Raw genomic sequence first — 25,962 nt, 5'->3', positions numbered from 1 at the left:
CGCCCAGCTCGGGCGGGTCCCCAGCCGTGAGGAGATGACGCGTGGCGCAGCCCCTGGTGTATGTGGACGCCCCGGCGACGACGCCGTACCGCTTCGGGCTGTTCGCGGCGGCGGTCGTGGTCGACCCGGCCGACCAGCGCGAGTTCCAGGCCGGGGTGGAGTGGGAGCCGCAATGCGTCGACGCGCCCGCGCCGACGAACGCGGCGGCGGCCTCGGACGCGAACCGCGCGGCGATGGCCCTGCCGGACGGGGTGCCGAGCGTGAAGTCCGGGGTGATCCGGCTGTACGCCGGCCTGACCGGCCGGTCGGTGGCCCGGCCGGACCTGATCGACCGGGCGCGGCGGGCGATGGGCCAGGTCGAGCAGCAGTCGCTGGAGCACTACGTGTGGACCGGTGAGGCCGGCACCGAGGAGTTCCTGGCGGCGGCCGACACGGAGGTCCTGGCGGGGTCGGACGTGGCGCCGGTGCCGCTGGAGGAGGGCGTCGGCCGGCTGGAGGCGCACATCGCCGACCGGGCCGGCATGCTCGGCGCGGTATGGGCTCCACGGTGGACGGCCGGGTGGTTCGTCGGCAAGGGCCTGACGCGGATCGAGGGTCCGCGCATGGTGGCGCCGCTGGGCGACCCGATCGTGTTCGCGCAGACCAGCGGCGTCGGGCCGGGCGGGGCTGCGCCGGGCGACGACGAGGCGTGGCTGTACGCGACGGGGCCGCTGATGGTGCGGCGGTCGGCGGTGTTCCTGCCGAAGCTGCCGGAGGCCCTGGACCGCAAGGACAACGAGGTGTTCGCCGTCGCGGAGCGGTTCTACACGGTGGGGTGGAGCTGCGCGACGGCGGCGGTGAAGGTCAAGCTGCCGGCCGTGCCGGCGTAGGAGGGTGACATGGCGCTGATCTACCCGAAGGACCGCGCGGACGCGCAGGTCCTCGCGAAGCAGCTGCTGGAGGCGGCCGGCGAGGAGCGCCGCTTCGAGGTGCAGACGACGACGGACGGCCCGGTGGGGCTGGCGTTCGACGTGCCCGACGACCTGGCGGACAAGGTGCTGAGCTCCGGCGACGGCCGGCAGCGTGTGGAGGCTCCCGCGGAGGCCGCGGCCACCGCGCAGGGCACGTCGGCTGGCGCCGGGGCCGACGGGTCCGGGGCGGACGCCGAGTCGACGGACGGTTCCTCCCAGCCGCCGGCCAAGGCGTCCCGGTCGTCGCGCAGCTCGCGGAGCTGACCGGTACCCCTCGCCCTGGGCCGCGCCGCCCCACCTGGTCTCTTCCCCGTGCCAGGTGGGGCGGCGCTTGTTGTGTGACTCGCTCCACGGCCCTGAGGCGTACATAAAACTTGTACGCGAGACTGAAATTCGAATACAATGAATATGTACGCAACGCGCTACCCCTACAGGAGGGTTTGAGATGGAGAAGCGGGTCAACGAGCTGGTCGCCGAGTTCGGTGTCGAGGCCGAGGGTGCCGACCGGTACGGGCTGGTCGCCCAGCTGGCGGCGCGGATCGTGGAGGCCGAGCGGGAGCTGGAGCGGGCGGGCGCCGAGCTCACCGGGGCGACCGAGGACGCGATGGTCAACGCGAAGGCGGGCGACCTGCGCACCGCGGTGCGCGGCGACCTGCTGGCCGCCGTGAGCGACAAGGCGGCGGCGTTCGACGCGGCGCTGATGAAGGTGGCCGAGCGGCGGACCGCCCTGGCGTACGTCGCCGAGAGCGTGAAGGCCGGCCGGGGCAACTGAGCAAGCCGATGCGCGCCGGCCGGGGGGCCCCGGCCGGCGCGCCCGTTTGAGACGAGGGAGATTCACGTGGAGATCATCGAGCAGGTCGCAGAGGTTGCCGCAGCGCCGGAGCTGGCCGAGAAGGACCGGGTGCGCTGGGAGGCCCCGTGGGAGCCGGCCGAGCGGACCGGCACCGTGATCCAGGTCCGCGACGGCATGGTGCGGATCCAGCAGGACGACGCCGACAGCACGTGGGTGACGGGCGTCGAGTGCGTGACCAAGATCGAGCCGGAGAAGGCGGTCGACCACCTCGACTGCCGGGGGTTCGACAACCAGGAGTTCTACTGGCACTGCTACACGCACGAGGTGTACCGCCAGGAGTTCTGAGCTGAGCGGCCCGACGCCCCTCGCGCCCCACGTGGGTGCGGGGGCGTCGCCGTTTGTGTGGCCCGCTCCACAGCCCAAGGCGTACATAAAACTTGTATGCAGGCCTGGCGTCTACCTACAATGAATATGTACAGCAAGCCACCCCGACTGCGTGAGGAGAGCCCGATGAACCCGATGGACCTGAACGTGACCGACGAGCACGGCCGGCGGGTGCTGAGCTGGGCCGACACCGTGACCATCAACCGGCTGAACGCGATCACGGAGGCCCTTCAGGAGGCGATGCGGGTGCCCCGCCGCCGCCCCACCCAGGAGGAGGACCGGGCGCTGCTGGCCCACAACCGGCGGGTGCGGGAGCACAACGCGCGGGCGCTGGCCGAGCGGGAGCGGGTGGCGCGGGAGCGGCAGGCGCGCGAGAACGCGCGGGAGGTGGCGGCGGTGCGCAAGCGGCTGTGCGACAGCTGCTTCTGCGAGCTGCCGGCGTCGGGCGTGTGCGGCAACTGCTGACCGAGCGAAACGAGAGAGAGGGAGCTGACCGTGAGCATCGAGCTGATGGAGACCGAGCCGACCGCCGACCAGTGGGAGGTCATCGCGCTGTCCGAGGTGGAGGACGGCGACGTCCTGTCGTTCGACCTGGCGGCGCTGGCCGAGCGGCGGCACGAGAGCGTGCCGCGCGTCGACTGGACGCGGGTGATGGAGGAGGCCGCCGCCGTGGCGCTGAAGGACGAGCTGGGCGAGAGCGTGCGGCTGGACTTCTACGACCTGGCCTACCCGACGGTGGTGGGCGTGCCCGAGATGCAGGTGCTGCGGCTGGTCTGAGCCGCACCGAGCGCCCCCGCAGCCGTGCTGGCTGCGGGGGCGCTGCCGTTCCCGCCGGCGGGCAGGCCGCCGGCAGTTCACGTGGAGGAAGAGCATGACGACAACGATGGTGGCGCGGCGCGCGAACGCCGTGCCGGCCGACCCGCGCGAGCACGCTCGGGCGATCGCGGAGGCGGTCGACCAGGCGTGGCACAGCCGGTACGGCGGCTCGCGGATCGAGGTGCCGATGAGCGTGGTGGCCGCCCTGGCGGTGCTGGCGCGGGAGGCGCCGGACCCCGACCAGCTCGACCGGGTGGGCGAGATGGCGGAGCGCCTGGACCACGAGGGGTTCTGGCTGCTGATCCAGCGGCTGTGGTGCGAGTTCGCGGCGCTGCGGCCCGACCTGAACCCGCGGACGAAGCACCTGTGGTCGTGGATCGACGACGAGCCGGACGAGACGACGCAGCGGGCGATCCACGCGGTCGGCCAGGCGGCGTTGCGGCGCGGGGTGCTCGGCCGGTTCGGGCCGGACGGGTGGGGCGACTACGACCTGCTGGGGGTGCTGCTCCAGACGATGAAGTCCCACGGCGGGCGGAAGGGCATCGGGCAGTTTCTGACGCCGGTGGACGTGACGGAGCTGATGGGCCGGATGGCGGGGCCGAAGGAGGGCGACAGGATCCTGGAGCCGTGCGCCGGCACGGGCACGATGCTGCTCGGCGCGGCCCGGTCCATGCGGGAGAAGGGCCTCGACCCGACGGCGTGCGAGTGGTGGGCGAACGACCTGGACCCCCTCGCTGCGGCGCTGTGCGCGGTGAACTTCCACCTGTGGGGGCTGGGCTGGCGGGTGGTCGTCGGCTGCGGTGACGGGCTGCTGGACCAGTGGATGCACGAGGCCCTGCGGGACCGGCAGATCGCGATCGACGAGATGCGGCGGGCGTGGCAGGTGGCCATTCAGATCCGCGCGGTGCGGACGGTGCTGGAGCTGCCGTGGCCGGAGAGCGACCTGGAGCGGCACATGCGGAATGCGCGGCCGAAGCCGCCGCCCCCGCCGCCGCCGCCCGCGCCGGACTCGTCCACGTTCGACGCGGACGCGGTGTTCCGGCAGGGCCGGCTGTTCTGACCGGCCGGTTGTGTGACGCGCTACACGGCCCCCCGCGTACATAAAACGTGTACGCGGGGGAGTCGGTCGCATACAATGAATATGTACGTCCTGCCTTGTTCACGTGGAGGTTGAGATGGCAGAGAGCACGGTGCAGCCCGGCAAGAGCGCCGCGAGCGGCGACGACTGCGGGTGGTTCAGCTGCCGCGACGAGAACGACTGCTGCACGCACTGCGGCGCGCACATCGCGGACCCGTGCGACCCGACCTGCAAGCACTACGACGGCGGGCCTGCCGACGAGTGCGACGCCAGGCCGGACGAGGAGGAGCCGCCGGTGATGGTCGTCGTCACGAGCTGGAGCGGCGGAAGCGTGCGGATGCTGGGGACGCGCGAGGCCCTGGAGGAGTACGCGGCGGCGAGGATCCCCGAGCGGTACCGGGAGCAGGTCGTGGCGAAGATGCTGCGCTGGCTGGCCGACGGCGCGAAGTCGCCGTACGCCGTGCCGGCGTGGCACGGCGAGACGGAGTTCTGGTCGGTGGACGCGACCGCCTAGCGGCTGCGTAGGCGGGGCTGGGCCGGCGGTCCGGCCCCGGTGCGGAGCCCCTAGCCGGGGTTCTGCTGTCCGGTCGCTATTGACGATTGCGGCCGGACAGCGCAAGGTAACTGTCCGAAGCAAGACCCGGTTCACGTGGAGGTAAACATGGGTCTACGCGCGCTGGTCGGCACCGAAGGTGCCGGCGGTGTGTACGTGGCGCGGGGCGTGCAGCACGACGGCTGCCCGACGATGGTCGTCCCGGCCCTGTCGGTGCTGCTGCACGAGCTGTGCGGCCACAGCCCGGAGCGGGCGGCGGCGGTGCTGCTGCAAACCGACTGGTCGCGGCTGTACGCCGTGCCGGGCACCGGGCCGACCGGTCACGCGGTCGGCGTGCCGTCCGAGGGCTACCCGGTGCAGACCGGCCGGATCGCCGAGGCCCGCGCGGGCGACCGCGAGTGGGCGTACCTGTTCGGCGGCCACCGGCTGCACGTCTACCTGGGGGTGTTCCCCGAGCGCGGCCCGAAGCGCTGGGAGGCGTGGGCGTGCTGGTCGCTGCACGAGCTGGGCGACCTGTCGCAGCTGGACCTGCTGGAGGTCCAGAAGGCGGGCTACGCGGCGCAGTGGCGGGCGTCCGACTACCGCGGCTACATGGAGGCCGTCCGCGAGGCGGCCCGCGACTCAACCCGCATCCAGCTGATGGAGGCGGGCCGGTGAGGGCGCTGGTGGGGCAGTTCGCCCCGGGCAGCCAGTGGTACCGGGCCCGGCTCGTCGAGATGGAGGGCCAGCCCAGCTGGACCCTCGCGCAGATGCGGGCGATGTGGGACCGCAGCTTCCAGCGGAACACGGCGGCGATGGTCGAGGTGCTGATGCACCGGCACTGGTCGGTGCTGGCGAACACGCACTGGCCGGCGCAGGCGGTGTCCGAGCGGCGGCCCGACTGGACGTACGTCTGCGGCGTCGGGCGCGGCTACAAGGACGAGATCAGCAGCCCGGCGGCGGTCGGGCTGATGGGCGCCGACCAGCCGTTCGAGGACGAGGGCTGGGCGTACCTGTGGGAGCACAAGCTGGGCGCGCTGCATGTCTACGCGGCGCACGGCGGCCGGTGGCACCACCTGGCGACGCTGCCCGCCGACGTGTGGGCGGGCCTGACGGAGCAACTGGTGGTCGATGTGGAGGCCAGGTTCTGCTGGCTGGAGCGAGAGGAGAAGGCGGCGTGACCGTCGAGACGAGGAAGCCGGCGAACCCGACGATCCGGACCGAGGAGTTGCGGCGCCGGGACGAGGTGCTGCTGTTCGGTCAGCTGGTGGAGATCGCCGACGTGCAGTCGGTCAAGGACTTCCCGAGCTGCGTCAACCTGGTGATCCTGCCGCGCAACGGCGGGCAGCCGAGGGAGACGCTGGTGCCTCGGGACATGCTGCTGCTCGGGATGCGGCTGCCCCGGCTGGTGCCGCTGCGCTGCCAGGGCTGCGACGGGCCGATGCAGGTGCCGGTCGACCTGGCGCAGGGCAGGCCGACGCCTGTGGTGTGCGGCCGGTGCCGTGGCCGCATCGTCGAGGGCACGGCACAGGTGAGGCCGTCCGCCCCGGTCGGGAGGTACTGATGGAGAACGTGCTGGCGGCCCTGATGGCCGACAACGACGCCGACCGGGAGAAGTTCCTGAACCGGGAGGTGCTGCGGCACGCGGTGATGCGGCAGATCACCTGCGAGCGGACCGCCCAGGTCCTCGACGTCCGCACGGCGGTGATGGTCACCTGGATCAAGGGCGACAGCCGCAGCGCCGTGGTGGTGACCGGCGAGGCCTGGGACGAGGTTGGCGAGGGCGTGCGGGCCAAGGTCGCGGAGCTCGGCGCGGAGCTGGAGGTGATCGACGGCCGGCAGCTGTAACCCGGCCGGCCTGCGGAAGCCGCCAGCCGTTGGCAGTATCGGGGCCGTGCCTTCGGGCACGGCCCCGTTCACTGTGGAGGCAGAACTATGGAGCCGTTGGCGCAGTTCGAGAGCCATGTCGCGGGACGAAACGCGCGGGTGAGGATCTGGCCCGACCGGATCGAGTGGAGCAAGCCGGGACGCACGACGGTGGCGAACGTGCTGCTGGTGATCCTGGCGGTCTACACGGTGGCGCTGTCGCTGCTGATCCCGGCGTGCCGCCCCCGGTTCAAGGAGCAGGGCCGGCAGATGCTCGCCATGCGGGCGGTGCAGTCGGTGGCGTCCCAGCGGGACGGCCTGCACACGGCGGTGGCGGTGGTGGCCGGCGCGACGACGATCGCGTTCCGGGTGCCGCACGGCCAGGCCGAGCAGATCGAGACGCTGATCCGCGACCTGGTGCTGGGCAACCACCCGGCGGCGCAGAAGTAGCGGCCGCCAGCTCGTCGACGAGGGCGCTGTGTCCCACCCGGGGCCAGCGCCCTCTCGGCTACGCTGGCGGGGTATTCGCCGCTGGCTGCGGGCCGGGCATGGACCTTCGCTGTTGAGGGATGCCTGATGACCGCAGTGTGCGACACCCCGGTGAAGGGGAAGATGCTCCGAGCCACGAAGCTCGGGGTGTGCGGTGACCCGATCCTGGGCGCCGGAGGATGGCCGGTCCACGTCACGTCGAAGGGCTTCGTGAGCGTCGAGTACGCGGCCGAGGTCGACGACGGCGAGGAGATCGACCAGAAGGACGCCAACGGGGATCCGCTGGTCTACGAGCCGGCCCGGCGGCGGATCAAGCTGTACAACGTGACGGTCACCTGCGGGCGGGTCGACCCGGAGCTGTACACGCTGTTCACCGGGATGCCTGTGGTGCTCGACGAGGACGGCAACGCGACCGGCATGCGGGTCACGTCGGCGGTGAACCTCGACTCGGCGGTGGCGCTGGAGGTGTGGTCGGGCACCCAGCTGAAGAAGTGCGTGGCCGGGGCGATCCAGCGGCCGAGGTTCGGGTACTTCCTGCTGCCGCAGATCATCGACGGGCAGATCGGGGACTTCACGATCGAGAACGGGGCGGCCAGCTTCACGCTGACCGGCAAGGCGATCGAGAACCCGGGCTGGGGTGTCGGGCCGTACGACGTGTACCTGCGCAAGACGGGCGTCGAGCGGCTGATGGACCCGATGGGCGACCAGGACCTGCTGCACCTCGACTGGACGTACCTGCCGCCGCCGGCGCCGACGTGCGGGCTGACCGTGCGGCCGCCGGACGGCACGGTGGTGGCGGACCCGGCGGACGCGACGAACATGACGGCGGAGTTCACCGCGACGTACGTGCCGGCCGCGCCGAACGAGGCGTTCTCGGTGGATTGGGGCGACGGGGCGTCGTCGGCCGGGCCGGCGGCGGACGCGACGGTCAGCCACCAGTACGCGGCGGCCGGCACGTACCTCATCACGGTCACGCACACGGCGAGCGGCGCGCAGCGGTTCAAGTCGTTCGTCGCCCCGGCCGCCGGCTGAGGCGGCGGTGGCGCAGCCGGCGCGGACCGGCCCGTGCGACTGGCCGCTGAACACGGCGTACTGCAGGGGCTGGGACCAGCACGACGAGGCGGTCCGGAAGGCGGCCACGGATCTCGCGACGGAGGTCCTGTGGGCGCTGTCCGGCCGCCGGTTCGGCGTGTGCTCCTCGACGGTGCGGCCGGTGCGGCGCGGCGACGGCGAGGCGTGGCGGCGGTGGGAGTCGTGGCTGGACCTGCCATACGGCGGCAGCTTCGCGGTGACGTTCTGCGGCTGCCCGGTGGGGGCGTGCGCGTGCGGGCCGATCGGGCGGGAGCTGAGCCTGCCCGGCCCGATCAACGCGGTAACCCGGGTTGTCATCGACGGCCAGGAGCTGCCGGCCGAGGCGTACGTCGTCTACGACCGGCGGTGGCTGGCGCGGATCGACGGCGGCACCTGGCCGACCCGGCAGGACCTGACGAAGGCCGACGACCAGCCGGGCGCGTGGGCGGTCACCTACGAGCGGGGCGTGCCGGTGCCCGGCGGCGGGCAGGTGGCGGCCGGCGCGTACGCCTGCGAGGTGGCGAAGGCGATGGTCGCCGACACGACGTGCCGGCTGCCGAGGCGTGTGCAGTCGTTGGTGCGCCAAGGCGTGCAGCAGACGTTCGTCGACCCGGCGCAGCTCGCCCGGGACGGCATGACCGGGCTGCCCGAGGTCGACCAGTGGCTGCGGGTGGTGAACCCGAACCGGCTGCCCCGCGACACGGTGGTGTGGTCGCCGGACCTGGACCGTGGACGAAGGAGGACGTCGTGACCGAGCCGGTGGTGGAGCCGCAGGACGACGTGGCGTGGCCGGTGGCGGTGAAGCTGCGCGAGCTGATCAGCGGCGCGCTGGACGGGGCGCTCGGCGGCACGCCGACCGTGGTGGCGGTGGTGCCCGGCCGGGACGTGGCGATCGACTCGTGCTGCGAAGGCCAGGCGTGGGTGCGGATCGTGCGGACGTACCCGGTGCTGCCGGAGGAGTTCCCCGGCGGGCGGGGCACGCCGCTCGACGACGGCGCGGATCCGGGGGCGTTCTGGGCGGTGGAGCTGGGTGCGGGCACCGCCCGGTGCGCGCCGAGCCCCGACGACGCCGGCAACCCGCCGACGGCGGCGCAGCTCGAGCGCAGCGCGGCGGAGCTGGCCGACGACGCCGGCCGGATCCGCCGGACGGTGCTGTGCGAGCTGCAGAAGCTGCCGGCCGTCGAGTCGGTGTGGATCGGGGAGCAGTCCAGCGTCGGCCCGTCCGGCGGCTGCGTCGGCCAGGAGGTCCTGGTCGCGGTGATGACCAACGTGTGCGTGTGCGAGGAGTGAGGGCGATGCGCAAGGGCCAGAAGGTGACGGTGCGGGCGCTGACGGCGATGCCTGGCGTGCCGGACGGGTCGGTGCAGCACGTCGAGTGGGGGCCGCGGCTGGCCACGCTCGTGGACGCCGGCCGGTACGAGGTGCTGGAGGGCGAGGAGGCCGAGCAGGCGGCCACCGCGGACCTGGAGCCGCCGGACGCCAGCCAGCCGACCCCGGCGCCGACGACGGACGCCGACGGCGACGGCAAGACGCGCAGAGCGCGCCGCTGATGGCGGTGGTGGTGCGGCCGCGCGTCGACCTGTTCGCCGGCGAGGTGCGCCAGCTGCTCACCGGCTCGACCGGGCAGGTGGTGTCGTTCGTCCGCAGCGTCACCCGGAAGGTGTGGACGCGGGCGGTGCTCAAGTGCCCGGTGGACACCGGCCGGTTGCGGGCGGCGCACCGCGAGGAGGTGGGTGTGCGGGCGGGCCAGGTGTACGGGTTCGTAGAGAACGACGTCGAGTACGCGGCGGCCGTGCACGACGGCACCGGCGCGCACGTCATCCGGCCCCGGCGGCCCGGCGGGATGCTGCGGTTCGAGACAGGCGGCCAAGTGGTGTTCACCACGCTGGTGAACCACCCGGGGACAAGGCCGCAGCCGTGGCTGCGGGAGGCGATGGAAGAGGTGGCGGGCCCGGAGGGGTTCCGGCTCGTCCACAGGTAGGGGAGGCAGCAGGGATGCGGGAGTTCACGACCAGCGCGAAGGTGGCAACGGAGTCCAGCGGCGGGAAGAAGCTGCCGGACGTGCCCTTCAAGCTGGACGGGGTGGAGATGGTGTGCCGGGCGCCGAAGGACGCGCAGCTGGCGTACCTGATGGCGGCGGCGTCGTCGAGCCGGTCGGAGGCGGACCAGGTGGCGGCGGTGCTCGACTTCTTCGAGCAGACGCTGGACAAGGCGAGCCTGACGGTGTTCCGGAAGCGGCTGCTGAACACGGAGGACGAGTTCGACTTCACCGACGCCATGGGGATCTTCACGCACGTGTGCGAGGAGTGGTCCGGCCGCCCTATTGGGTCGGGCAGCGCCTCCTGACCCTGGCGGTCAAACGCTGGCCCGAGTTCCACGGGACGCTCCTGATGCGGACCGGCAGGGAGCCGCTGGACCTGCCGCTGCCGTCGCTGCTGGACGTGATCTACGCCTGGTGGGTGGAGGGCGGCACGGAGAAGGACGTGGCGAAGTTCCGGCAGGCGTTGGAGGCCCCGCCGGTCGAGGCGCAGCTGGAGGGCCGCGAGGAATGGTCCGACGAGGAGACCGACCAGAGTTTCGCCCGGGCGCTGGCAGGCTCCGGTTGATTGGTGACATTTACTTCCTCACATGGCCGCGTCGCGCCGCCCCGGCCCGCGCCGTCACCTACCGGCACTGCATCCGACCCCGCGTCGAACAAGCCCCTACGACACCCCTCGGCGTGCAGTGTCATGTCCAGCTGCTGCCACCATCGGCGGCCGGAGCACCGCGCCACGCTGCCGTCCTCTCAGGTACGACAGGCGCGTCCCCCCGTCCGGCACCGGCGTCAGTGGTAGACGAGCTGGTCAATTGCCTCCGTGACCGTCCCGTACGCCTCCTGGTCCAGGCCCTCCGGCAGAAACTGCACCATGTCCGGCAGCGGCTGCTGCCCGCCGCCGGCGATCGGCGCCAGCCGGCCGTTCGGCGACCGTCCCTGCTGATGCGTCACCCTGACCAGGCCGAATGCCTGCAACGTGCGGTGCGCCTCGTACGTCTCCGGCCCGATCCCGAGCATCCGCAACCGCACCCCCGCCGGCAGCCAGAACGCCTCCTGGCCCGGCTTGTGCATGAACGCGGCCATGAGCAGAAATGCCAACTCGGCGTCGGTGAGCACGCTGATCCAGCCGCGGGTAAACAGCCCCGTCGGCAGCACAAATGTGTTCCGGTCCCGATACGCCGGCACTGTGTACGGCACGTTCGACCCCGGCTGCCCGTCCTCGACGAGCAACTCGAACTCGCGCTGTTTGTTGCGCGCGTCGCTGCGGTGCGGGAACGTCACCAGTCCATGCCGGCCCAGCGCGTCGAGAGCCTTGGTCAGGTGCCGGCGGTGCTTGTCCTGCCGCGTCATCGCCGTCCGGCCGTCGAGCGCGTCCTCGGCGCCGCTGGCGAACAGGTCTGTCCAGGCGACCTGCCCGGCACCGGCGTGCGACAACGGCCGGGTGTTCGGGCCCGCCTGCTTACCGGCGTCGGTACGGGTCTGCACCTCGAACAATGCGGTCAGCAGCAGCCGCAGCGCCACGCCCTTGCGGCCCATGATTCGCGTTGCCGGCGGCCGGTCTGCCGGGGCGGGCCCGCGCCGGTCCGAGCCCTCCGCCGGCGCGGTGAGGCACACGAACTCGTTGCGTACGCGTACCCCGTCGTTGATCTTGATTGTGGCCCTGGGCGCGGTCCGCGCCAGAGTGCGCAGGTTGCGCATCGCGTCCCCGACCGACACCTCCATCGAGGGCTTGTACAACCGTTCCAGTCGGTCGACCAGGCGCAGCCGGTCGGGCTCGGCCGGGATCCAGGAAAGATCGACTCGGCTCATCACGGCCAATCTAGGCGCTTCTGAATGAACGCTTTTGACCGACCGTGACGAAGCTGCTGCGTCGTGGTCGGTCAAAAGCGTATTGAGCATACCCCAAGATCGACTTTACGGTCCGCCCCGACTCGCCATCATGGAACCCGGGCACCCCGCCGGCACCCAGCCGGCCCAAGGCTGCCCCACCCCGAACGCGCGGCCACCGGCCAACCCCGCCACACGCGGGCGGCCTCCGGATGCACCCGGAGGCCGCGTGAACGGCACCCTCCCACCTTGGACAAGCAGAGGAGCAACCGTGAAGCACACCATACGGCGCACCCAGCGCCCGCGGCCAGAAGCCACCACGACCGGCCCTACCCAGGCACCCGCCCAGAACACCGCGCCGGCACCCGCCCGCACGCCTGTTCGGCGCAACCGCCACCACCGCACCAACGGCCGGGCCACCAGGCAGGACATCGCGCAGAACGCCGGCCGGGAGAACGGGCGGGGAGTCGGCCAGCCCGTCAACGAACCCGTCACCCGCGAGAAGCCCGGCCTGCCCCTGCGCTGGGCCGTCATCGGCCTCGCAGCCCTCCTCGCTGGCGCCGTCGGCTACCTCTTCGGCGGCCCCATCGCCGCCATCACCACGGCTGCGGCCGTCGCCGTCGCCGCCCATCGCCTCCTCGACTAACCACCGAGCCGGCATAAGACGCGAACACGAAGGGAGGCCGGCGGGCCACGACGGTCACCGGCCCCCCAAACCAGGCACCCCGACACAACGGTCCGGGCCGAGCAAGCTGCTGAGCACTCTGGTCGATCAGCCCGATCACACCGTCCCACCGCCGCGCGCTCAGAAAGAGGAGGTGGCCCAGAACCCGTGGCCGCCCTCCGCGTCTGCGGGGTCAGCTGCGGAAGTCGTCTCCCCGGAGGAGGGTGCTGCCGGGCTCGCGTCGGGGCAGCGGCGGCGGCACCTCGCCGGCCGGCGCCGACGCCAGGAACGGCAGGTACCGGCGGAGGAAGCCGTCGACGCCGGGGATCGCGAGGACGCGGGTCACCGCGGCGGCGACGGCGAGGGCCTGGGCGACGAGCGGCACCGCCCCGATGCCGGCTGTGGCGGCGATGGCCGGCAGCAGCGACAGCAGCGCGACGACGGCCGCGAAGATGGTACGGGCGACGGCCCGCCACGGGTGGCGGGTCTGGGTGGTGCTGGCGGTCACGGGAATTTCCCTCCTAGTTGCTGGATGAGGGCCTTGAGCTGGACGTTCTCGATGAGGAGCTTGTCCCGCTCGGCGGCCAGGGTTTGCCGGGCGGCCAGCTCGGCGCGGAGCTGGGCGACCTCGGCCTTGGTGATGGCCAGCTCCTCGTGGAGCTGGTGGATGGTCAGGTTGGCCGCCGCCATTTGCGTCTCGGCGAGGCTGAGCTTCGTCTCGGCGCCGGACAGCTGGGCGTCCATGCGGCCGAGCAGCCTCTCGGCGATCTGCGTCTCGTAGTCGGCGAGGCTGGCGCGCTCCTTGCGCCGCCCGAGGATCGCCGTGAGCACGCGGTCGACGACGGCGCCCGCGATCGACCCGCCGCCGACCAGCGCGGCGATGAGCACGGGCTCCATCGTCGCCGCCTCAGGTGACCGGGTTCTTGAAGGCGGCGTCCCAGGTGGCGACGCCGACCAGCCCGTCGACGCGCAGCCGCTGGTCGCGCTGGAACGCTTCGGCGATGGCCTTGTACTCCGGGCCGTAGATGCCGTCGTTGCCGGCGTCGCCGAGCCACCGCTTGCCCTGGCCGATCGACCAGCCTCGGCGGCCGAGCTGGGTGGCCCACTCGCGCAGCCACGCCCGGTCGGTGCGGCCCTTGAAGTAGCGCTCGTACTTGCCGGAGACGCTGTAGTCGGGGCCGGACGCCGGGCCGAAGTACCAGCCGGCGGGCAACGGGAAGGCGATCGGCGTGCCGGGCGCGGGCTTTCCGGCGGCCGGCGGCTTGGCCGGCGCGGGCGTGGATCCGCCGACAATGGGCAGGCCAGCGTGCAGCCAGGCGTAGATCTCGTCGCCGGGGCAGGAGGTGTTCCCGCGGTCGCGGTGGCCGAGCAGCTGGAGCCGCTTGCCCTTGCGGTCGTTGGCCTGCTCGTAGAGCCACTTGAAGGCGCGGCGGGCGGCATCGGAGACGTCCTGGCGGCCGGGCTGGTCCTTGCCGATGATGCAGACGCCGATGGCCTCGGTGTTGTGGCCGGCGCAGTGCGCGCCGAGCGTCGTCCACCCACGGCCCTCGTAGATGACGCCGCTGATGGAGTTGATGAGGAAGTTGTAGCCGATGTCGGCCCAGCCCTTGACCCGCATGTGGTAGTCCTGGATCTGGCGGGGGGTCTGCGTTGCCGACGCGGCGGAGTAGTGGCCCATGAAGACGGTCCGCTTCGACCAGGGCACGGTCGAGCGGGACTCGGGTGGGCGGGCGCCCCATTCGGCGCGGCTGATGATGTCCACTGGTTGTCCTCCCGGCAGCAGTGATCGTCTGTCGGGGGACAGCGGCTCTTACGGTAGCGGCCCGGGGTGACTGGCGCGGGCCGGCTGGGAGGTGGGCGGGCGCGCCGGGTGCTGTCCTGGGGCGGCGCGCCCGCCCGGGTGAGCGGACCGGGACTGCCGCCGCACCAGTTGGAGGACAGCCCGTCCGCTCGCCGCGCGACGAGCACGGGGGGAACCGCGTCGCGCGGTGGTTCAGGCCCGCCGGTCACCGCGTGGACTGCGCGGGTGCGGTGACCGGCGGGGGTCTACATGCGCCAGGTGTAGGTGACGTCGGCCTCGGTGGGGCCGATGACGACCTTGGCGAGCAGCATCTCCAGCACGGACTGGCGGTAGGCGAGCTGGACGTCGGTGACGGTGGCCCGTCGTTCGGCGGCGGTCCAGGTCTTCGACTCGATGGCGGCGGCGTCGATGAGCTGCTTGTGGCAGCCGAGCCCGCACTTGTAGTTGCGCTTAGGGGCGTGGGTCTGCTGCTCCTCGTCGAACTCGGTGGTGTTGACGGGCACGAGGCGCAGGTCGCAGCGCCAGCAGTGGAGCAGCAGGCGCAGCAGGTACGGGTCGGTGCTGGCGGTCATGCGGGACCGCGGCGTCGGCTGGCTCATCGGGGTCCGTGCGCCGGGGGGCGGCGGCACTCACCCCCCGCCTGCCCCCCGGCCAGTGCCGGCCGGGCCACGCCGGGTGTTGACGCGACGCCCGTCGGGTTTGCCGGCCACTGCGCCGCCCCGGCACCCCCTGCGGGGACGGCGGACGGAGTGGGCCGCTCGTGCCACGGTCTGGGCGTGGCGTCAGCGGCCGTGACCGACGACGGCTCGACCCCTGCCGCCTCGATCACCCGGGATGCGTTGGAGCGGCACCGGCAGCCGAGCTGCCCGCAGGAGCAGACACCGTTCGGTCCGGGCCGGTGGCGCAGGTAGCTGTCGACGGCGGCGCGGTAGAGCACGCTGCCGGGCAGGGTGGTGATGACGTCGGCGGGCAGCCGGGTCGCGGTGCGGAGGCGGCTCACCGGCGGCCTCCTTTGCCACGGAGCTGCTGGGCGGGCGTGGTGAGCAGCCCGGTGTCCGGCCAGATGATCTCGGTCGGCGCGTTCCAGTCGGGCTGGTCGGTGGCGTGCGGAGGGGCCGGGGTTGCCGGATCCGCCGGCCCCTCCGGGTTCAGGGCGCCGTTGGCCCACTGCACAGCTGTGCAGGGGAACGGCGAGCTGCACCAGGTGCAGCGGCGGTGGACCTTGACCTTGGGCGGCCAGGCCCGCACCTCGATCTGCGACGAGCCGGGCAGGTGGATGGCGAGGACGTAGCCGGCGAACGCTTCGCGGTGGTCCCGGCCGGTGAAGACGATGTAGCCCTCGTGGGGGACCAGCTCGCCCGGCGGCGGCGGTGGGACGTCGCCGGCAACCAGCGTGGACGGTGGTGGTGCCGCGTGTGGCATGTGTCCTGACTGGACCATGAGCTGCCCCCAGGGGTGCGGTTCTCGATGGTGGTCACTTGCCGCACAGTGCCGTTCCGGCACCGTGCTGTTTAGCACGGTGCCAGCATGGCACGGAGCTGGTCTATGTCACAAGGGGAACGGGGAAGTTGACTCGGCGTGTCGGTCGTGGACGCGCGAGGGGCCGGCACCGTGCGGTGCCGGCCCCTCAATGTGGTGCTGCGGTCGGTCAGGCCAGGTCGAACTGGCCCTTCCTCGCGCCGGCGATGAACGCGGTCCAGCCGGCGCTGTCGAAGGTCAGGACGGGGCCAGAGCGGTCCTTGCTGTCGCGGACCAGCATGGTGCTGCCGTCAACGGCGTCGGACACCTCGACGCAGTTCTGGCCCCCGTCGGACTTGGTGGACTTCCGCCAGGGGCGGAAAGCGAGATCACTCATGGTGACTCCCTGGGTCAGGCGTCGGCGGCCACCAGGTCGGCCGCCTTCTGGATGAGGTCCGCGCTGGCCTCGGGGGACAGCGCGGCGTCACGCAGCTGGTCGAACAGCCGCGCGTACCGCTGCGCCTCCTGGGCCTCGGTGACCAGCAGGTCGGTCGTCACGGTGTCGACGGCGACCAGCGTCAGGTCCTCGGGGTCCGGGTAGGCGTACAGGGAGAACGGCGAGCGTGGGACATACCCGCGTCCCAGCCGGGCGTCAACCGGCAGTATGCGGACGCTGACGTTCTCCCTGGTCGTGGCCAGATCGAGCAGGTGGTGCAGCTGCTCCCGCATGACGGCGGGCGGCACGGGCAGCCGCTCGATCGCCTGCGGTTCCAGCACGACGTCGTACTCCGACCCGTCGGGGCCGGAAACCTGGAGCTGCCGGCGCATCCGGCCGGCGACGGTGCCGCTGAGGTCGAAGTCGGCTCCGTCGTCGAGCGCGACCTGGCCCCGGTGGCGGGCGTACGCCTCAGTCTGGAGCAGGCCGGGCAGCAGCGAGTTCTGGTACTCGCGGATCGCGCGGGCGCCGGCCTCGATGTCGGCGGTGCGGGCCTGCCGGTCGCCCATGGCGGCGTACTTGGCCTCGGTCCACCAGCCCTTGGCCAGGCCATCCCGGGCGACCCGCTGGAGCGCCCGGTAGCGGTCGTCGCTCTCGGGCAGCAGCACGTCGAGGATCCGCAGGATCGTGTCGAGCGGCCGGCGTTCGCCGTTCTCCACCTTCGACACCGCGGTGCGGTCCAGGCCGGCCTCGCGGCCGAGCGCCGCGCCGGTCATGCCGGACGCCTCCCGCAGCTCGCGGATGGCGCGCCCGAGACGAAGACGTCGGGCAAGGGGGCTGATCACGTGTGCTGCACCTCCGGGCGTTGGCACCGTGCCAGGTTGGCACGCGGCCTGCCGTGAGGGTACGCGGCGACGGCGGTGGGCGGTATGCGTGAGGCTTTCGGCTGGCCTGGCGTGATGGCTACGCTGTGCGGCAAGACTCGGCGCGCGGGACGGGTCGGGCTCGCTGGATGAGCGCCCGCGAAGGGCTCCGGTTGCGTCACCGGAGCCCTTCGTCTGTCCGCGTGACTGTCCGGCCGCAGTAGACGACTGCGACCGTCGAAACTGGCCTACGCTGGGTGCGTGGCGCTGGGGCGTGCGTACATCGAGATCATCGGCGACGTAAAGAAGTTCGCGCCGGACCTGAAACGCGGGCTGAAGTCGGCGCTGAAGATCGGCGCGCTGAGCGGGGTGGCCGTCCAAGCGACGGGCAGCCTGGTCACCCTGGCCGGTGCGCTGGCGCAGGTCAGCGGCGCGGCGTTCGCCGTACCCGCCGCGGCAGGTGTCTACGGCGCGGCGATGGGCGCGCTGAAGATCGCGACGGCGGGCTTCGGCGACGCGATGAGCGCGGTCGTCGAGGGTGACGCGAAGGCGTTCGAGAAGGCGCTGGAGAACCTGTCGCCGCAGGCGCAGAAGCTGGCCCGCGAGTTCAAGGCGGTGGGTCCGGCGATCGAGGGCGTCCGCACGGCGACCCAGGACGCGTTCGCCGCGCCGATGGTCGGGCAGATCCAGGCAACCGCCTCGGTGCTGGCGGGGCCGCTGCGCACCGGCCTGGCCGGCGTCGCCGCCGAGTACGGCAACGTGGCGCGGCGGGCGTTGGAGTTCGCCCGGGAGGGCGCCACCGTGTCGGTACTGCGCGGGGTGCTGATGAGCGCGCGGGAGGCGGTGGCGAACCTCGGCGTGGCGGTCGGGCCGGTGCTGGCCGGGTTCCGCGACCTGGCCGTGGTGGGCCTCCCGACGGTGAGCCAGCTGTCCACCGTGGCCGGCGGGCTGGGCGCGAAGTTCGGCGCGTGGCTGTCGGCGATGGCGCAGAGTGGCGCGGCCACCGCGGCGATCGAGACGGCGCTGGGCGTCCTGCGGCAGCTCGGGCAGATCGCGACGAACGTCGGCGCGATCCTCAGCTCGGTCTTCCAGGCGGCCAGTGCGTCGGCCGGCGGCGGGCTGCTCGGGACGCTGACGACGCTGACCGGCACGCTGCGGGAGTTCTTCACGTCGGCCGGAGGTAGCGCGGCGCTGACCGGGATCTTCGAGACGCTGGGCGCACTCGCGTCGGGCTTGAAGCCGGTCATCGGGGGGCTGCTCAGCGCCATCGGACAGACGCTGGTGCCGGCGCTCATGCCGATCGCGCAGGCGCTGATCCCGGGGTTGCAGGCCCTCGTCCCGGCGCTGGTCCCAATCGGTCAGGTGATCGCGTCGCTGGCCCTGGCCATCGCCCCGCTCCTGCCGGTCGTCGGCCAGCTCATCGCGATGCTGGTCGGGCCGCTGGCGCAGGCGCTTGGCGCGCTGGGCCCGCTGCTCGGCCCGATCGTGTCCGCGCTCGGGCCGGTGCTGCTCCAGATCGGTCAGACGCTCACCGCGGTCCTCGCCCCGATCGCCGGGCTGCTCGCCGACCTGTTCACGCAGCTGGGGCCGCCGCTCGGCCAGATCGTCGCCGCCCTGGGCACCGCCCTCGCCCCGGTCCTCACGGCGGTCGGGCCGCTGATCGGGACGCTGGTGCAGGCGCTGATGCCGCTGATCCCGACGATCGTGTCGCTGCTGCCGCCGCTGGTCGACATCGTGGTGGCGTTGACGCCGCTGATCGAGCTGGTGGCGCAGCTCGCCGGCGTAGCGGTGGCGCTGGCGGCGCCGCTGATCAAGGTGGCGGCGCTGCTGTTGCAGTTCCTCGCCGCGCAGGCCGTCGTCCCGCTGGTCGAGGCGCTCGCCAACGGGCTGACGTGGCTGCTGTCGCCGCTGACGGGCGTGGCCGAGTGGCTGGGCAAGGTCGCCGCCTGGCTGAACGGGATCGATTGGGCCGGCGTCGGCGCGGCGATCGGCGGGGCCTTCTCGTCGGCGTGGAGCGCCGTGGTCGGGTTCTTCTCGTCGCTCGGGACGTGGTTCGCGGAGCTGCCGGGGAAGATCGGGTCGTTCCTGGCGAGCCTGCCGGGGATGCTGTGGAACCTGTTCACGTCGGCGCTGGGCATGGCTCTGCAGGCGGTCGGCGTCGGGATCGGCCTGCTGATCTTCTCGGTGACGCAGCTGCCCGGGATGATCCTGCGCGGCATCCAGGCGCTGCCGGGCCTGCTGGCGGGGTTCTTCACCCGGCTGTGGGCGAGCGCGAAGGCGCTGACAACCGCCGGCATCAGCGCGGTGGTGTCGTTCGTGACGGCCCTGCCGGGCCGGATCATGTCGGGGCTGTCGCGGCTGCCGGGGATCATGGCCAGCGCGCTGTCGTCGGCGTGGAACGCGGCGAAGAGCGCGGCGTCCAGCGGCGCGAGTTCCCTGGTGTCGTTCATCAGCAGCGTGCCGTCGCGGCTGGCGGGCCTGGCCGGGAAGTTCGTGTCGGCGGGCAAGAGCCTCATCAGCGGGTTCATGAACGGGCTGAAGAACGTCGGCGGGTTCATCGGGGACGTGGCCGGGTCGATCACGTCGGCGATCAAGGGGTTCATCAACCGGGTCATCGGCAAGATTAACTCGGGTATCGCGTCGATCGACGCGAAGCTCCCCGGGTCGCTGCCGCGCATCACGGCGCTGGCCAACGGCGCGATCCTGCGGCGGCCGACGCTGTTCGTCGGCGGTGAGGCCGGCGACGAGGTGGTGGTGCCGCTGACCCGGCCGCGCCGGGCGCGGGAGCTGGCCGAGCAGTCCGGGCTGATGCGGCTGCTCGGCGAGGGCGGCGGCGCGTCCGTGGTGTTCGGGCGCGACTCGATCCGCGTGACCTTCGAGGGTGTCCTGCCGACCAGGCAGGAGGCGCTGGACACCGGCCGGGCGGTCGGCGAAGGCGTGCTGGAGACGCTGGCCCGCAGGGACGTGGCCACGACCGTGAGGACGATCTGAGTGGGCGAGTACAACCCTGACCGGCCCTACGTGATGGGCATGCAGTGGGCGCCGCTGGTGGCCGACACCGTGCAGCTCGACACGGGCAGCGAGGTGGGCTACACGTTCCGGGCCCAGGTCAGCCACGCCGCCGGCACCGGGCTGCGGCGGGTGCGGCTGCACGTCGCGTCGCCGCCGCCGGGCCTGCCGAACCGCAAGGAGCTGCTGGTCAACCTGTACCCGGCGGGCCAGATCGGCGGCACCGGGCCGGTGCGCAAGCTGACCATCCCGGTGCGGGACGGCGCGCTGGTCACCGGGGCGGCCCTGGCCGGCGGGTCGTCGACGCCGCCGGACGCGGTGACCAACCCGTCCGACCCGCGGCACATCACGCTGACCGGGCCGAACGCGGCAGCCCGGTTCTGGTTCGACACGAACTCGTCGCTGACCCACGCGAAGCTGGACGGCCGGCGCATCCTCGACGTGTCGGTGCTGTACGTCATCAGCGGGCCGTTCGCCGACCTGGCCCCGGCGGTCACCCTCGGCCTCGAGCGCCCGTCGGCCGGGGTGAACTGGCTGATGGACGAGACGCTGAACGGGCCGGCCGTCCACAACGGGGTGACGGCGGTCGGCCGGTCGCGCCTCGGCGAGCTGAACCCGTGGTGGAACACGGCGGCGGCGCCGACGACGGAGCGGGGCCGGGTGCCGTGGCGGGCGCGGAACCTCGGCAGCACCGGCAACCCGCCGGCAGGCCTGTCGGCGCTGTCGGCGTCGGGCGGGACGAACATCAACGTGCGGCTCCAGGTCGCCGCCAACGCGGCGGCCACCGCGGTATTCCAGGTGCACTACCTGGCGCTGGAGGTGTCGTACGGGGAGGAGAACCGGGTCGGCGGCGGCGGCCTCAACCTGTCCGAGGGGGCCAGCTACATCGGCGGCTACTACTACGAGGTGCCGATGTGGGACGCGGTGAACTTCTCTGGCACGGTGGACCTCACCGGCGGGCGGGAGTACGCGGTGACCGTCGGGCAGGCGTACGCGGGGCAACTGTCGGTGGCGTCGCCGGTGCCGGTGAAGGCGGACCGGCTGGGGCCGGTCGAGCCGTACCCGGCGCACCGTGGGGTGTTGCTGCGCAAGACGCTGCGGGCCGGGCAGACGCCGACCCTGGAGACGGTCGACGAGCTGCCGTCGGTGGTGCTGTTCACCGGGATCAGCGCGCCGGGCAACCCGGACCTCAGCTCGCACAGCTACGTGACGCAGGCCGTGGCCACGGTGTCGGAGCTGACCCCGGCGGGCTGGACGATGCAGCAGCTCGTCGAGGACGTGGCGGCGGATTGGGTGTGGGCGCGGTTCTACGCCCGGCACCTGCCGGGCACCCGGGCCCCGCTGGAGCTGGCGCAGGTGTCCGAGCTGGACACGACGCGGCGGCTGGGCCCAGTCGCGCGGGTCACGGTGGAGGAGTTCGACGCGCTGCCGGAGATCGCGGACGGCTGGCGGGAGGTGACGGTGCGCCTCGACCAGCCGTACCTGTCCGACGGGGTGGGCGAGACGACGTACTGGACGTTCACCAGCAGCGCGGACGGGCAGTCGCCGTGGCAGGTCCTCGGCGCCGACGCGAACCCGTGGAGCACCCAGCCGGCCGGGTGGGAGGCGGACCCCGGGTACGGCGGCCGCACGGCGTGGGCGGTGGTGGACGGGCAGTCCGACGAGTCGGCGGACCTGACGCTGATGTTCGCGCAGGAGATGGACGCCGTGCTGGGCCTCGACGTCGAGCCGGCCGTGCAGCCGCTGACCGTCGTCGACGACCAGTGCGACCGGCCGGCGGCGAAGATCCCGACCGGCATCCGCTACCACCGGCTGTCGTGGATGGCGGTCAACTCGTCGGTGGTGGCCGGCTGGGGCTGCTACGAGGTGCAGCGCCAGGACGACACGATGGCCGCCGACGAGTGGGAGGCCATCGCGAAGGTGGTCGAGCCGTCCGTGACGGCGGTCGACGACTACGAGGCGCGGGTGGGCGTCGAGTCGCGGTACCGGATCAGGATGGTGCACCGCCTCGGCATCGCCGGGCCGTGGTCGCCGCCGGTGGCGGCGACGATCGCCGCGCCGGGCGTGGAGGGCCGCAACGTCGCCACCGGCGTGCTGATCCTGACCAGTAACCACAACCCGGCCGGGAACCTGGCGTACGCGGCGAACTTCGACCGGTCGTCGGTGGAGGACTTCACGTTCCCCGAGGCGGAGCAGGTCGAGCTGCAGGAGATGTTCGACCGGGACTTCCGCACGGCGTTCCGGCCGCTGGAGCGCGGCGGCGTCGAGTTCACCCGGACGGTGCTAGTGAACCAGGCGGCGGTGCCGCCGACCACGATGGACCGCGGCTTCACCGACCTGCGGGACCTGGCGTGGGACACGGTGCCGTACGTGTGCGTGCGCGACGAGCTGCGAAACCGGTGGCTGTCGACGCTGCTGGTGCCGTCGGCGTCGGTGAAGCGCCGCAAGGCGGGGCAGCTCCAGCTGGCGCAGGTGCAGGTGGTGGAGGTGACGGCGAAGCCGGCCCCGCTGGACGGCGGCCCGGCCGCGTGCGAGGGCCTGCGGCCGGAAGGCCAGGTGCCGGCGGTGACGGCGGGCACGCCGGTGCCGGCGGCCGGCCTCGCCCCCGGGGTGTTCGAGGACCTGTTCAACCGGAACGTGTCGGGCGGCCTCGGGAACGGCTGGACGGTCGCCGAGGGCGCTGCGGCGGACTACTCGGTGGCCCCCGAGGCGGCGACGATCAACCTGGCCGGGGGCGGCTCCCGCACGGCGGTCGTCGGCGCGGGCTGGGAGGACGTCGACGTCCAGGCGCGGTTCCAGTTCAGCGCCGTGGCGACGGGCCAGCCGATCAACGCGTACCTGGTCGGCGGGTACCAGTCCCTCGGCACGCACTACCGGGCGCGGTTGGCCGCGCAGACCGACGGCAAGCTGGGCGTGTCGATCGAGCGGGTGGTAGGCGGCGCGCTGACGACGGTCACGCCGCTGGCGACGGTGCGTACGGGGCCGAACGGCATCGACTACCTCAGCTACCAGGCGGGTCCGTGGTACTGGATGCGTTTGCAGGTCCGCGACGGGGCGGTCCGGGTGGCGGTGTGGCCGGACGGGCAGCGCATGGCCAGGTGGGAGCAGTCGGCGAAGGACACCGCGATCATCGGCGTCGGCCAGGTCGGCGTGCGGGGCGTGCTGACGGCCGGCAACACGAACGCGGCCCCGACGATCAAGGTCGCCGAGCTGGCGGTGTGGCAGCCGGCGTCGAACGACCTGGACCTGCGGGTGGAGCTGCGGCCGACCGGCGACGAGTGGACGGCGGAGCTGTCGCGCACCGACGACAGCGGGGCGACCGGCTGGAAGCTGACCGCCGACCCGGTGCGGACCTGCCTGAACCTGTGGGGCGGCGCAGGCTACACCGGCTGCGAGGACACGCGGGACCTGGTGGTGACCCGGCAACGGCGATGGCTGCGGGCGGTGTACCGCAACGACTTCATCGGCGACGGCGTGGCCACGTTCTGGCACTCGGACGACGGCGTGACGTGGACGGAGCTGGGCGGGGTGCCGGCGGCGCCGGAGCCGCCGACGGTGGACCCGGGGCGGCTGGCGCTGACGCTGACCGGCGCGGTGACGGTCGCCCGGGCCGAGGTGCGCCAGGGCGTCGACGGGCCGGTGCTGGCCGCGCCGGACTTCGAGGGCCAGGCGGCCGGCACGACGCAGTTCGCCGACGCGCAGGGCAACACGTGGGAGGTGGACGGCCGTGGCATCTGCGCCCCCGCCTGACCTGCTCGACCTGCCCGCGCACCGCGGGCAGCGGTCGGCGTCCTTCCGGTTCGACCTGATCGACGGGCGGACCGGCGTGGTCCGCGGTGAGCTCACGCCGCTGCGGGACACCTCGCCGAGCCTGAGCCACGACAGCACGTCGACGATCCCCCGGCGGCTGTCCGGGGTGACCCTCGGCGTGGACGACGTGAAGCGGATCAACCAGATGACCGACCGGATCGCGCCCCGCATGGTGCTGGGCGACGGCAGCACGTACCGGCTGGGCCGCTACCTGGTGTCGGACTCGTCGGACCTGGTGACCAGCGCCGGGTCGACGGCGCCGCTGACGCTGCTGGACGAGATGTTCGTGGTCGACCAGGAGCTGGACGTCGGCTTCGACGCGGGCGGGCAGCTCGTCGACCAGGTGGCCGCGCGGCTGGTCGACGGGCTGCCGATCGGGCCGCTGGTGGTCGACGCGACGGAGTTCACGTCGGTGGCGGCCTGGTCGCCGGGCACGTCGCGGGCGAACGCGCTGCGGGACCTGGCCGCGTCGGGCGGGTACCTCATGCCGTGGTTCGACCATCGGGGCTGGCTGCGGCTGCGGCGGGCGTTCGACCCTGCCAACGAGGCGGTGACGATCGACCTGGACGCCTCCCGGCGGGTGATCCGGGGGTCGATCTCGCGGGGCACGGACCTGCTGACCGCGCCGAACCGCTTCGTGGTGGTGTCGAACGATCCCGGCGAGGACGCGGAGCCGGTCGTCGGGGTGTACGACGTGCCGGCGTCGGCGCCGCACTCGATCGCGCAGCGCGGGTTCGTGCTGCCGAAGACGGTCGACGTGCAGGTGCGATCGCAGGCGCAGGCGACGGTGTACGCGCGGACGCTGGGGCTCCAGCAGACGGTGTACGAGGTGGTGGAGCTGAGCACCCCGGTCGACCCGCGGCACGACGCGTACGAGGTGGTGCGCTGGGACGGGGTGCAGTGGTTGGAGGTGGCCTGGACGATGCCGCTGGCGCCGGGCGGGGAGATGCGGCACACGCTGCGGCGGGCGTACCCGGAGACGGAAGGCGGGGAGGCGTGAGCGAAGGCGGGAAGACGCCGGGCCTGGCGGTGCCAGTGAAGGCGCTCGCCGAGGCGGTGCTGGAGAAGGCGGTCCGGCTCGGGCTGACGTGGCGGCTGCGGCCGGCGACGGTGACGAGCGTGGCCAGCGACGGGACGATCCGGGCGCTGCACGACGGCGACAGCCAGGCGATCCGGGTGACGTCGATGATCGGCGCGGTGCCGGTGCGCGCCCGGGTGATGGTGATGAAGTCACCGCCGGCCGGGAACCACATCGTCGGTCTGGTCGGCTCGCCGGCTGCGGGCGCGCCGACCGGGCCGGTGCAGGCGTTCACGCAGACCGGGACGTTCAAGGTGCCGGCCGGCGCGCGGTGGATCCGGGCGTACGGGGTCGGCGGCGGCGGTGGTGGCGGCGGGGTGACCGGCGTGTCCGGCGGCAACGGCGCGGCTGGTGGCGGCGGTGGCGGCGGCTACTGCGAGAGCGTGTGGTCGGCGGCCGAGCTGCCCGCCGAGGTGCAGGTGACGGTCGGCATTGGCGGCGCTGGCGGGGCGTTCGGGGCCGGCGGCACGGGCGGGGACACGAGCTTCGGGGGGCTGTGGACGGCCGGCGGCGGCGGCTCCGCCCCCGGGGTGAGCGCGATCGTCGGCGACCAGGCCGGCGGGCGCGGCGGTGGCGGCACCGCGGTGGGCGGGAACGTGCTGAACTCGCCGGGGGAGTACGGCGACTACAACCGGACCCTCGACTCCCGGCACACGTTCCGGGGCAAGGGCGGCAACTCGCTGCTCGGGTTCGGGGCGAACTCGTCCGGGTCGGTCAGCGGTGACGCGCCGAGCGCCCTGGGGTGGGGTGGTGGCGGGGCCGGCGCGATCGGCCAGGCGACGTCGCGGCGCGGTGGCAGCGGCAAGGGGGGCCTGGTGATCGTGGAGGTCGTCTACTGACCGCCTGACTTGGCCTTGGAAACAGCGCAGCCCCGGATCGCGAAATCCGGGGCTGTGCTGCGTTCACGTGGAGACACCAGCATAGCGGCCCGCGTCGACGGCGAGCAAAGCGCCGCGCCGCCGTACATACAATATTGACGCAAGGGCCCGACTTTTATACAAT

The 25,962-nt window shown here is 72.9% G+C and carries 34 protein-coding genes; 25 read left to right on the top strand and 9 right to left on the bottom strand.

Annotated elements, in window-relative coordinates:
* Positions 1 to 41 precede the first annotated feature (41 nt).
* The 20 genes from ONA70_RS00365 to ONA70_RS00270 all read left to right on the top strand — a co-directional run bounded on the left by ONA70_RS00365 (position 42) and on the right by ONA70_RS00270 (position 10,585).
* Positions 42 to 869, top strand: coding sequence for a hypothetical protein (locus ONA70_RS00365; RefSeq protein ID WP_265004254.1), 828 nt, complete (start codon positions 42 to 44; stop codon positions 867 to 869).
* 9 nt (positions 870 to 878) lie between these two features.
* On the top strand, positions 879 to 1,214 hold the full coding sequence (locus ONA70_RS00360) for a hypothetical protein (protein WP_265004253.1): 336 nt from the start codon (positions 879 to 881) through the stop codon (positions 1,212 to 1,214).
* Between the two features lie 181 nt (positions 1,215 to 1,395).
* Positions 1,396 to 1,722: a hypothetical protein gene (locus ONA70_RS00355; RefSeq protein ID WP_265004252.1), complete on the top strand. Its 327-nt coding sequence runs from the start codon at positions 1,396 to 1,398 to the stop codon at positions 1,720 to 1,722.
* Between the two features lie 66 nt (positions 1,723 to 1,788).
* Positions 1,789 to 2,088, top strand: coding sequence for a hypothetical protein (locus ONA70_RS00350; protein WP_265004251.1), 300 nt, complete (start codon positions 1,789 to 1,791; stop codon positions 2,086 to 2,088).
* Positions 2,089 to 2,253: 165 nt separating this feature from the next.
* The gene (locus ONA70_RS00345) at positions 2,254 to 2,592 is read left to right on the top strand and encodes a sulfotransferase family protein (RefSeq protein WP_265004250.1); all 339 of its coding nucleotides are present in this window, start codon (positions 2,254 to 2,256) and stop codon (positions 2,590 to 2,592) included.
* 30 nt (positions 2,593 to 2,622) lie between these two features.
* Positions 2,623 to 2,904, top strand: coding sequence for a hypothetical protein (locus ONA70_RS00340; RefSeq protein ID WP_265004249.1), 282 nt, complete (start codon positions 2,623 to 2,625; stop codon positions 2,902 to 2,904).
* A 94-nt stretch (positions 2,905 to 2,998) separates the two neighbouring features.
* Positions 2,999 to 4,003 carry an SAM-dependent methyltransferase gene (locus ONA70_RS00335; RefSeq protein ID WP_265004248.1) on the top strand — a complete coding sequence of 335 codons (1,005 nt, stop codon included), beginning with the start codon at positions 2,999 to 3,001 and terminating at the stop codon, positions 4,001 to 4,003.
* A 115-nt stretch (positions 4,004 to 4,118) separates the two neighbouring features.
* Positions 4,119 to 4,535: a hypothetical protein gene (locus ONA70_RS00330; RefSeq protein WP_091331428.1), complete on the top strand. Its 417-nt coding sequence runs from the start codon at positions 4,119 to 4,121 to the stop codon at positions 4,533 to 4,535.
* Between the two features lie 147 nt (positions 4,536 to 4,682).
* Complete coding sequence (locus tag ONA70_RS00325; RefSeq protein WP_265004247.1) at positions 4,683 to 5,231, top strand: hypothetical protein; 549 nt, start codon at positions 4,683 to 4,685, stop codon at positions 5,229 to 5,231.
* Entirely contained in the window at positions 5,228 to 5,734 is a 507-nt protein-coding gene (locus tag ONA70_RS00320; RefSeq protein WP_265004246.1) for a hypothetical protein, read from the top strand. Before ONA70_RS00325 ends, ONA70_RS00320 begins: the two co-directional genes overlap by 4 nt.
* A complete protein-coding gene (locus ONA70_RS00315; RefSeq protein WP_265004245.1) occupies positions 5,731 to 6,117 on the top strand; it encodes a hypothetical protein in 387 nt (128 codons plus the stop codon). The genes ONA70_RS00320 and ONA70_RS00315 overlap by 4 nt, the downstream gene beginning before the upstream one ends.
* Positions 6,117 to 6,401, top strand: a complete 285-nt coding sequence (locus ONA70_RS00310; RefSeq protein ID WP_265004244.1) for a hypothetical protein — start codon at positions 6,117 to 6,119, stop codon at positions 6,399 to 6,401. Before ONA70_RS00315 ends, ONA70_RS00310 begins: the two co-directional genes overlap by 1 nt.
* A 138-nt stretch (positions 6,402 to 6,539) precedes the next feature.
* On the top strand, positions 6,540 to 6,869 hold the full coding sequence (locus ONA70_RS00305) for a hypothetical protein (protein WP_091331441.1): 330 nt from the start codon (positions 6,540 to 6,542) through the stop codon (positions 6,867 to 6,869).
* Between the two features lie 126 nt (positions 6,870 to 6,995).
* Positions 6,996 to 7,940 (top strand): PKD domain-containing protein, encoded by a 945-nt coding sequence (locus ONA70_RS00300; protein ID WP_265004243.1) that lies wholly within the window; start codon positions 6,996 to 6,998, stop codon positions 7,938 to 7,940.
* A 7-nt stretch (positions 7,941 to 7,947) separates the two neighbouring features.
* A complete protein-coding gene (locus tag ONA70_RS00295; RefSeq protein ID WP_265004242.1) occupies positions 7,948 to 8,730 on the top strand; it encodes a hypothetical protein in 783 nt (260 codons plus the stop codon).
* A complete protein-coding gene (locus ONA70_RS00290; protein WP_265004241.1) occupies positions 8,727 to 9,269 on the top strand; it encodes a hypothetical protein in 543 nt (180 codons plus the stop codon). The genes ONA70_RS00295 and ONA70_RS00290 overlap by 4 nt, the downstream gene beginning before the upstream one ends.
* A 5-nt stretch (positions 9,270 to 9,274) precedes the next feature.
* Positions 9,275 to 9,529, top strand: a complete 255-nt coding sequence (locus ONA70_RS00285; protein WP_265004240.1) for a hypothetical protein — start codon at positions 9,275 to 9,277, stop codon at positions 9,527 to 9,529.
* Positions 9,529 to 9,960 carry a hypothetical protein gene (locus tag ONA70_RS00280; protein WP_265004239.1) on the top strand — a complete coding sequence of 144 codons (432 nt, stop codon included), beginning with the start codon at positions 9,529 to 9,531 and terminating at the stop codon, positions 9,958 to 9,960. Before ONA70_RS00285 ends, ONA70_RS00280 begins: the two co-directional genes overlap by 1 nt.
* 14 nt (positions 9,961 to 9,974) lie before the next feature.
* The gene (locus tag ONA70_RS00275) at positions 9,975 to 10,325 is read left to right on the top strand and encodes a hypothetical protein (RefSeq protein ID WP_265004238.1); all 351 of its coding nucleotides are present in this window, start codon (positions 9,975 to 9,977) and stop codon (positions 10,323 to 10,325) included.
* A gap of 44 nt (positions 10,326 to 10,369) precedes the next feature.
* A complete protein-coding gene (locus ONA70_RS00270) occupies positions 10,370 to 10,585 on the top strand; it encodes a hypothetical protein (protein WP_265004237.1) in 216 nt (71 codons plus the stop codon).
* Between the two features lie 218 nt (positions 10,586 to 10,803).
* Here the strand turns inward: ONA70_RS00270 and ONA70_RS00265 are convergent, their stop codons facing one another.
* On the bottom strand, positions 10,804 to 11,823 hold the full coding sequence (locus tag ONA70_RS00265) for a hypothetical protein (protein WP_265004236.1): 1,020 nt from the start codon (positions 11,821 to 11,823) through the stop codon (positions 10,804 to 10,806).
* Between the two features lie 289 nt (positions 11,824 to 12,112).
* Here ONA70_RS00265 and ONA70_RS00260 point away from each other — a divergent pair, with 289 nt between their 5' ends.
* On the top strand, positions 12,113 to 12,487 hold the full coding sequence (locus ONA70_RS00260; protein ID WP_265004235.1) for a hypothetical protein: 375 nt from the start codon (positions 12,113 to 12,115) through the stop codon (positions 12,485 to 12,487).
* Positions 12,488 to 12,698: 211 nt separating this feature from the next.
* On the opposite strand, the gene ONA70_RS00255 is transcribed toward ONA70_RS00260, so the two are convergent.
* From ONA70_RS00255 to ONA70_RS00220, 8 genes are all read right to left on the bottom strand, one after another.
* Positions 12,699 to 13,013, bottom strand: a complete 315-nt coding sequence (locus tag ONA70_RS00255) for a hypothetical protein (protein WP_265004234.1) — start codon at positions 13,011 to 13,013, stop codon at positions 12,699 to 12,701.
* On the bottom strand, positions 13,010 to 13,402 hold the full coding sequence (locus tag ONA70_RS00250) for a hypothetical protein (protein WP_265004233.1): 393 nt from the start codon (positions 13,400 to 13,402) through the stop codon (positions 13,010 to 13,012). The genes ONA70_RS00255 and ONA70_RS00250 overlap by 4 nt, the downstream gene beginning before the upstream one ends.
* Before the next feature lie 10 nt (positions 13,403 to 13,412).
* Positions 13,413 to 14,267 carry a peptidoglycan recognition protein family protein gene (locus tag ONA70_RS00245; protein WP_265004232.1) on the bottom strand — a complete coding sequence of 285 codons (855 nt, stop codon included), beginning with the start codon at positions 14,265 to 14,267 and terminating at the stop codon, positions 13,413 to 13,415.
* 284 nt (positions 14,268 to 14,551) lie between these two features.
* Positions 14,552 to 14,878, bottom strand: coding sequence for a hypothetical protein (locus ONA70_RS00240; RefSeq protein WP_265004231.1), 327 nt, complete (start codon positions 14,876 to 14,878; stop codon positions 14,552 to 14,554).
* 23 nt (positions 14,879 to 14,901) lie between these two features.
* Entirely contained in the window at positions 14,902 to 15,306 is a 405-nt protein-coding gene (locus ONA70_RS00235; protein ID WP_265004230.1) for a hypothetical protein, read from the bottom strand.
* A complete protein-coding gene (locus ONA70_RS00230) occupies positions 15,303 to 15,728 on the bottom strand; it encodes a hypothetical protein (RefSeq protein ID WP_265004229.1) in 426 nt (141 codons plus the stop codon). The genes ONA70_RS00235 and ONA70_RS00230 overlap by 4 nt, the downstream gene beginning before the upstream one ends.
* Positions 15,729 to 15,954: 226 nt before the next feature.
* Positions 15,955 to 16,161: a DUF397 domain-containing protein gene (locus ONA70_RS00225; RefSeq protein ID WP_265004228.1), complete on the bottom strand. Its 207-nt coding sequence runs from the start codon at positions 16,159 to 16,161 to the stop codon at positions 15,955 to 15,957.
* A gap of 14 nt (positions 16,162 to 16,175) precedes the next feature.
* Entirely contained in the window at positions 16,176 to 17,045 is an 870-nt protein-coding gene (locus ONA70_RS00220; protein ID WP_265004227.1) for a helix-turn-helix domain-containing protein, read from the bottom strand.
* 279 nt (positions 17,046 to 17,324) lie between these two features.
* Between ONA70_RS00220 and ONA70_RS00215 the strand changes: the two genes are divergently transcribed.
* From ONA70_RS00215 to ONA70_RS00200, 4 genes are read left to right on the top strand one after another with little or no spacing between them, the layout of a single operon-like run.
* Entirely contained in the window at positions 17,325 to 20,054 is a 2,730-nt protein-coding gene (locus tag ONA70_RS00215) for a phage tail protein (RefSeq protein WP_265004226.1), read from the top strand.
* On the top strand, positions 20,055 to 23,822 hold the full coding sequence (locus ONA70_RS00210; protein ID WP_265004225.1) for a hypothetical protein: 3,768 nt from the start codon (positions 20,055 to 20,057) through the stop codon (positions 23,820 to 23,822).
* Positions 23,800 to 24,882 carry a hypothetical protein gene (locus ONA70_RS00205; RefSeq protein ID WP_265004224.1) on the top strand — a complete coding sequence of 361 codons (1,083 nt, stop codon included), beginning with the start codon at positions 23,800 to 23,802 and terminating at the stop codon, positions 24,880 to 24,882. Before ONA70_RS00210 ends, ONA70_RS00205 begins: the two co-directional genes overlap by 23 nt.
* Complete coding sequence (locus tag ONA70_RS00200) at positions 24,879 to 25,799, top strand: glycine-rich domain-containing protein (RefSeq protein WP_265004223.1); 921 nt, start codon at positions 24,879 to 24,881, stop codon at positions 25,797 to 25,799. Before ONA70_RS00205 ends, ONA70_RS00200 begins: the two co-directional genes overlap by 4 nt.
* Positions 25,800 to 25,962 lie beyond the last annotated feature (163 nt).

The organism is Micromonospora yasonensis, from assembly GCF_026013475.1.
Taxonomy (GTDB): Bacteria; Actinomycetota; Actinomycetes; order Mycobacteriales; family Micromonosporaceae; genus Micromonospora; species Micromonospora yasonensis.
Note: the sequence above shows the minus strand (reverse complement) of the source record. Positions and strands in the feature narration are given on the sequence as shown.

Bases quoted from the DNA above. Each gene is read 5' to 3' on its own strand.
- ONA70_RS00270 (WP_265004237.1), top strand. From the start codon at position 10,370: ATGCGGACCGGCAGGGAGCCGCTGGACCTGCCGCTGCCGTCGCTGCTG.
- ONA70_RS00345 (WP_265004250.1), top strand. From the start codon at position 2,254: ATGAACCCGATGGACCTGAACGTGACCGACGAGCACGGCCGGCGGGTG.
- ONA70_RS00300 (WP_265004243.1), top strand. From the start codon at position 6,996: ATGACCGCAGTGTGCGACACCCCGGTGAAGGGGAAGATGCTCCGAGCC.
- ONA70_RS00355 (WP_265004252.1), top strand. From the start codon at position 1,396: ATGGAGAAGCGGGTCAACGAGCTGGTCGCCGAGTTCGGTGTCGAGGCC.
- ONA70_RS00280 (WP_265004239.1), top strand. From the start codon at position 9,529: ATGGCGGTGGTGGTGCGGCCGCGCGTCGACCTGTTCGCCGGCGAGGTG.
- ONA70_RS00275 (WP_265004238.1), top strand. From the start codon at position 9,975: ATGCGGGAGTTCACGACCAGCGCGAAGGTGGCAACGGAGTCCAGCGGC.
- ONA70_RS00310 (WP_265004244.1), top strand. From the start codon at position 6,117: ATGGAGAACGTGCTGGCGGCCCTGATGGCCGACAACGACGCCGACCGG.
- ONA70_RS00250 (WP_265004233.1), bottom strand. From the start codon at position 13,402: ATGGAGCCCGTGCTCATCGCCGCGCTGGTCGGCGGCGGGTCGATCGCG.
- ONA70_RS00285 (WP_265004240.1), top strand. From the start codon at position 9,275: ATGCGCAAGGGCCAGAAGGTGACGGTGCGGGCGCTGACGGCGATGCCT.
- ONA70_RS00265 (WP_265004236.1), bottom strand. From the start codon at position 11,823: ATGAGCCGAGTCGATCTTTCCTGGATCCCGGCCGAGCCCGACCGGCTG.
- ONA70_RS00330 (WP_091331428.1), top strand. From the start codon at position 4,119: ATGGCAGAGAGCACGGTGCAGCCCGGCAAGAGCGCCGCGAGCGGCGAC.
- ONA70_RS00360 (WP_265004253.1), top strand. From the start codon at position 879: ATGGCGCTGATCTACCCGAAGGACCGCGCGGACGCGCAGGTCCTCGCG.
- ONA70_RS00335 (WP_265004248.1), top strand. From the start codon at position 2,999: ATGACGACAACGATGGTGGCGCGGCGCGCGAACGCCGTGCCGGCCGAC.
- ONA70_RS00240 (WP_265004231.1), bottom strand. From the start codon at position 14,878: ATGACCGCCAGCACCGACCCGTACCTGCTGCGCCTGCTGCTCCACTGC.
- ONA70_RS00325 (WP_265004247.1), top strand. From the start codon at position 4,683: ATGGGTCTACGCGCGCTGGTCGGCACCGAAGGTGCCGGCGGTGTGTAC.
- ONA70_RS00225 (WP_265004228.1), bottom strand. From the start codon at position 16,161: ATGAGTGATCTCGCTTTCCGCCCCTGGCGGAAGTCCACCAAGTCCGAC.
- ONA70_RS00230 (WP_265004229.1), bottom strand. From the start codon at position 15,728: ATGCCACACGCGGCACCACCACCGTCCACGCTGGTTGCCGGCGACGTC.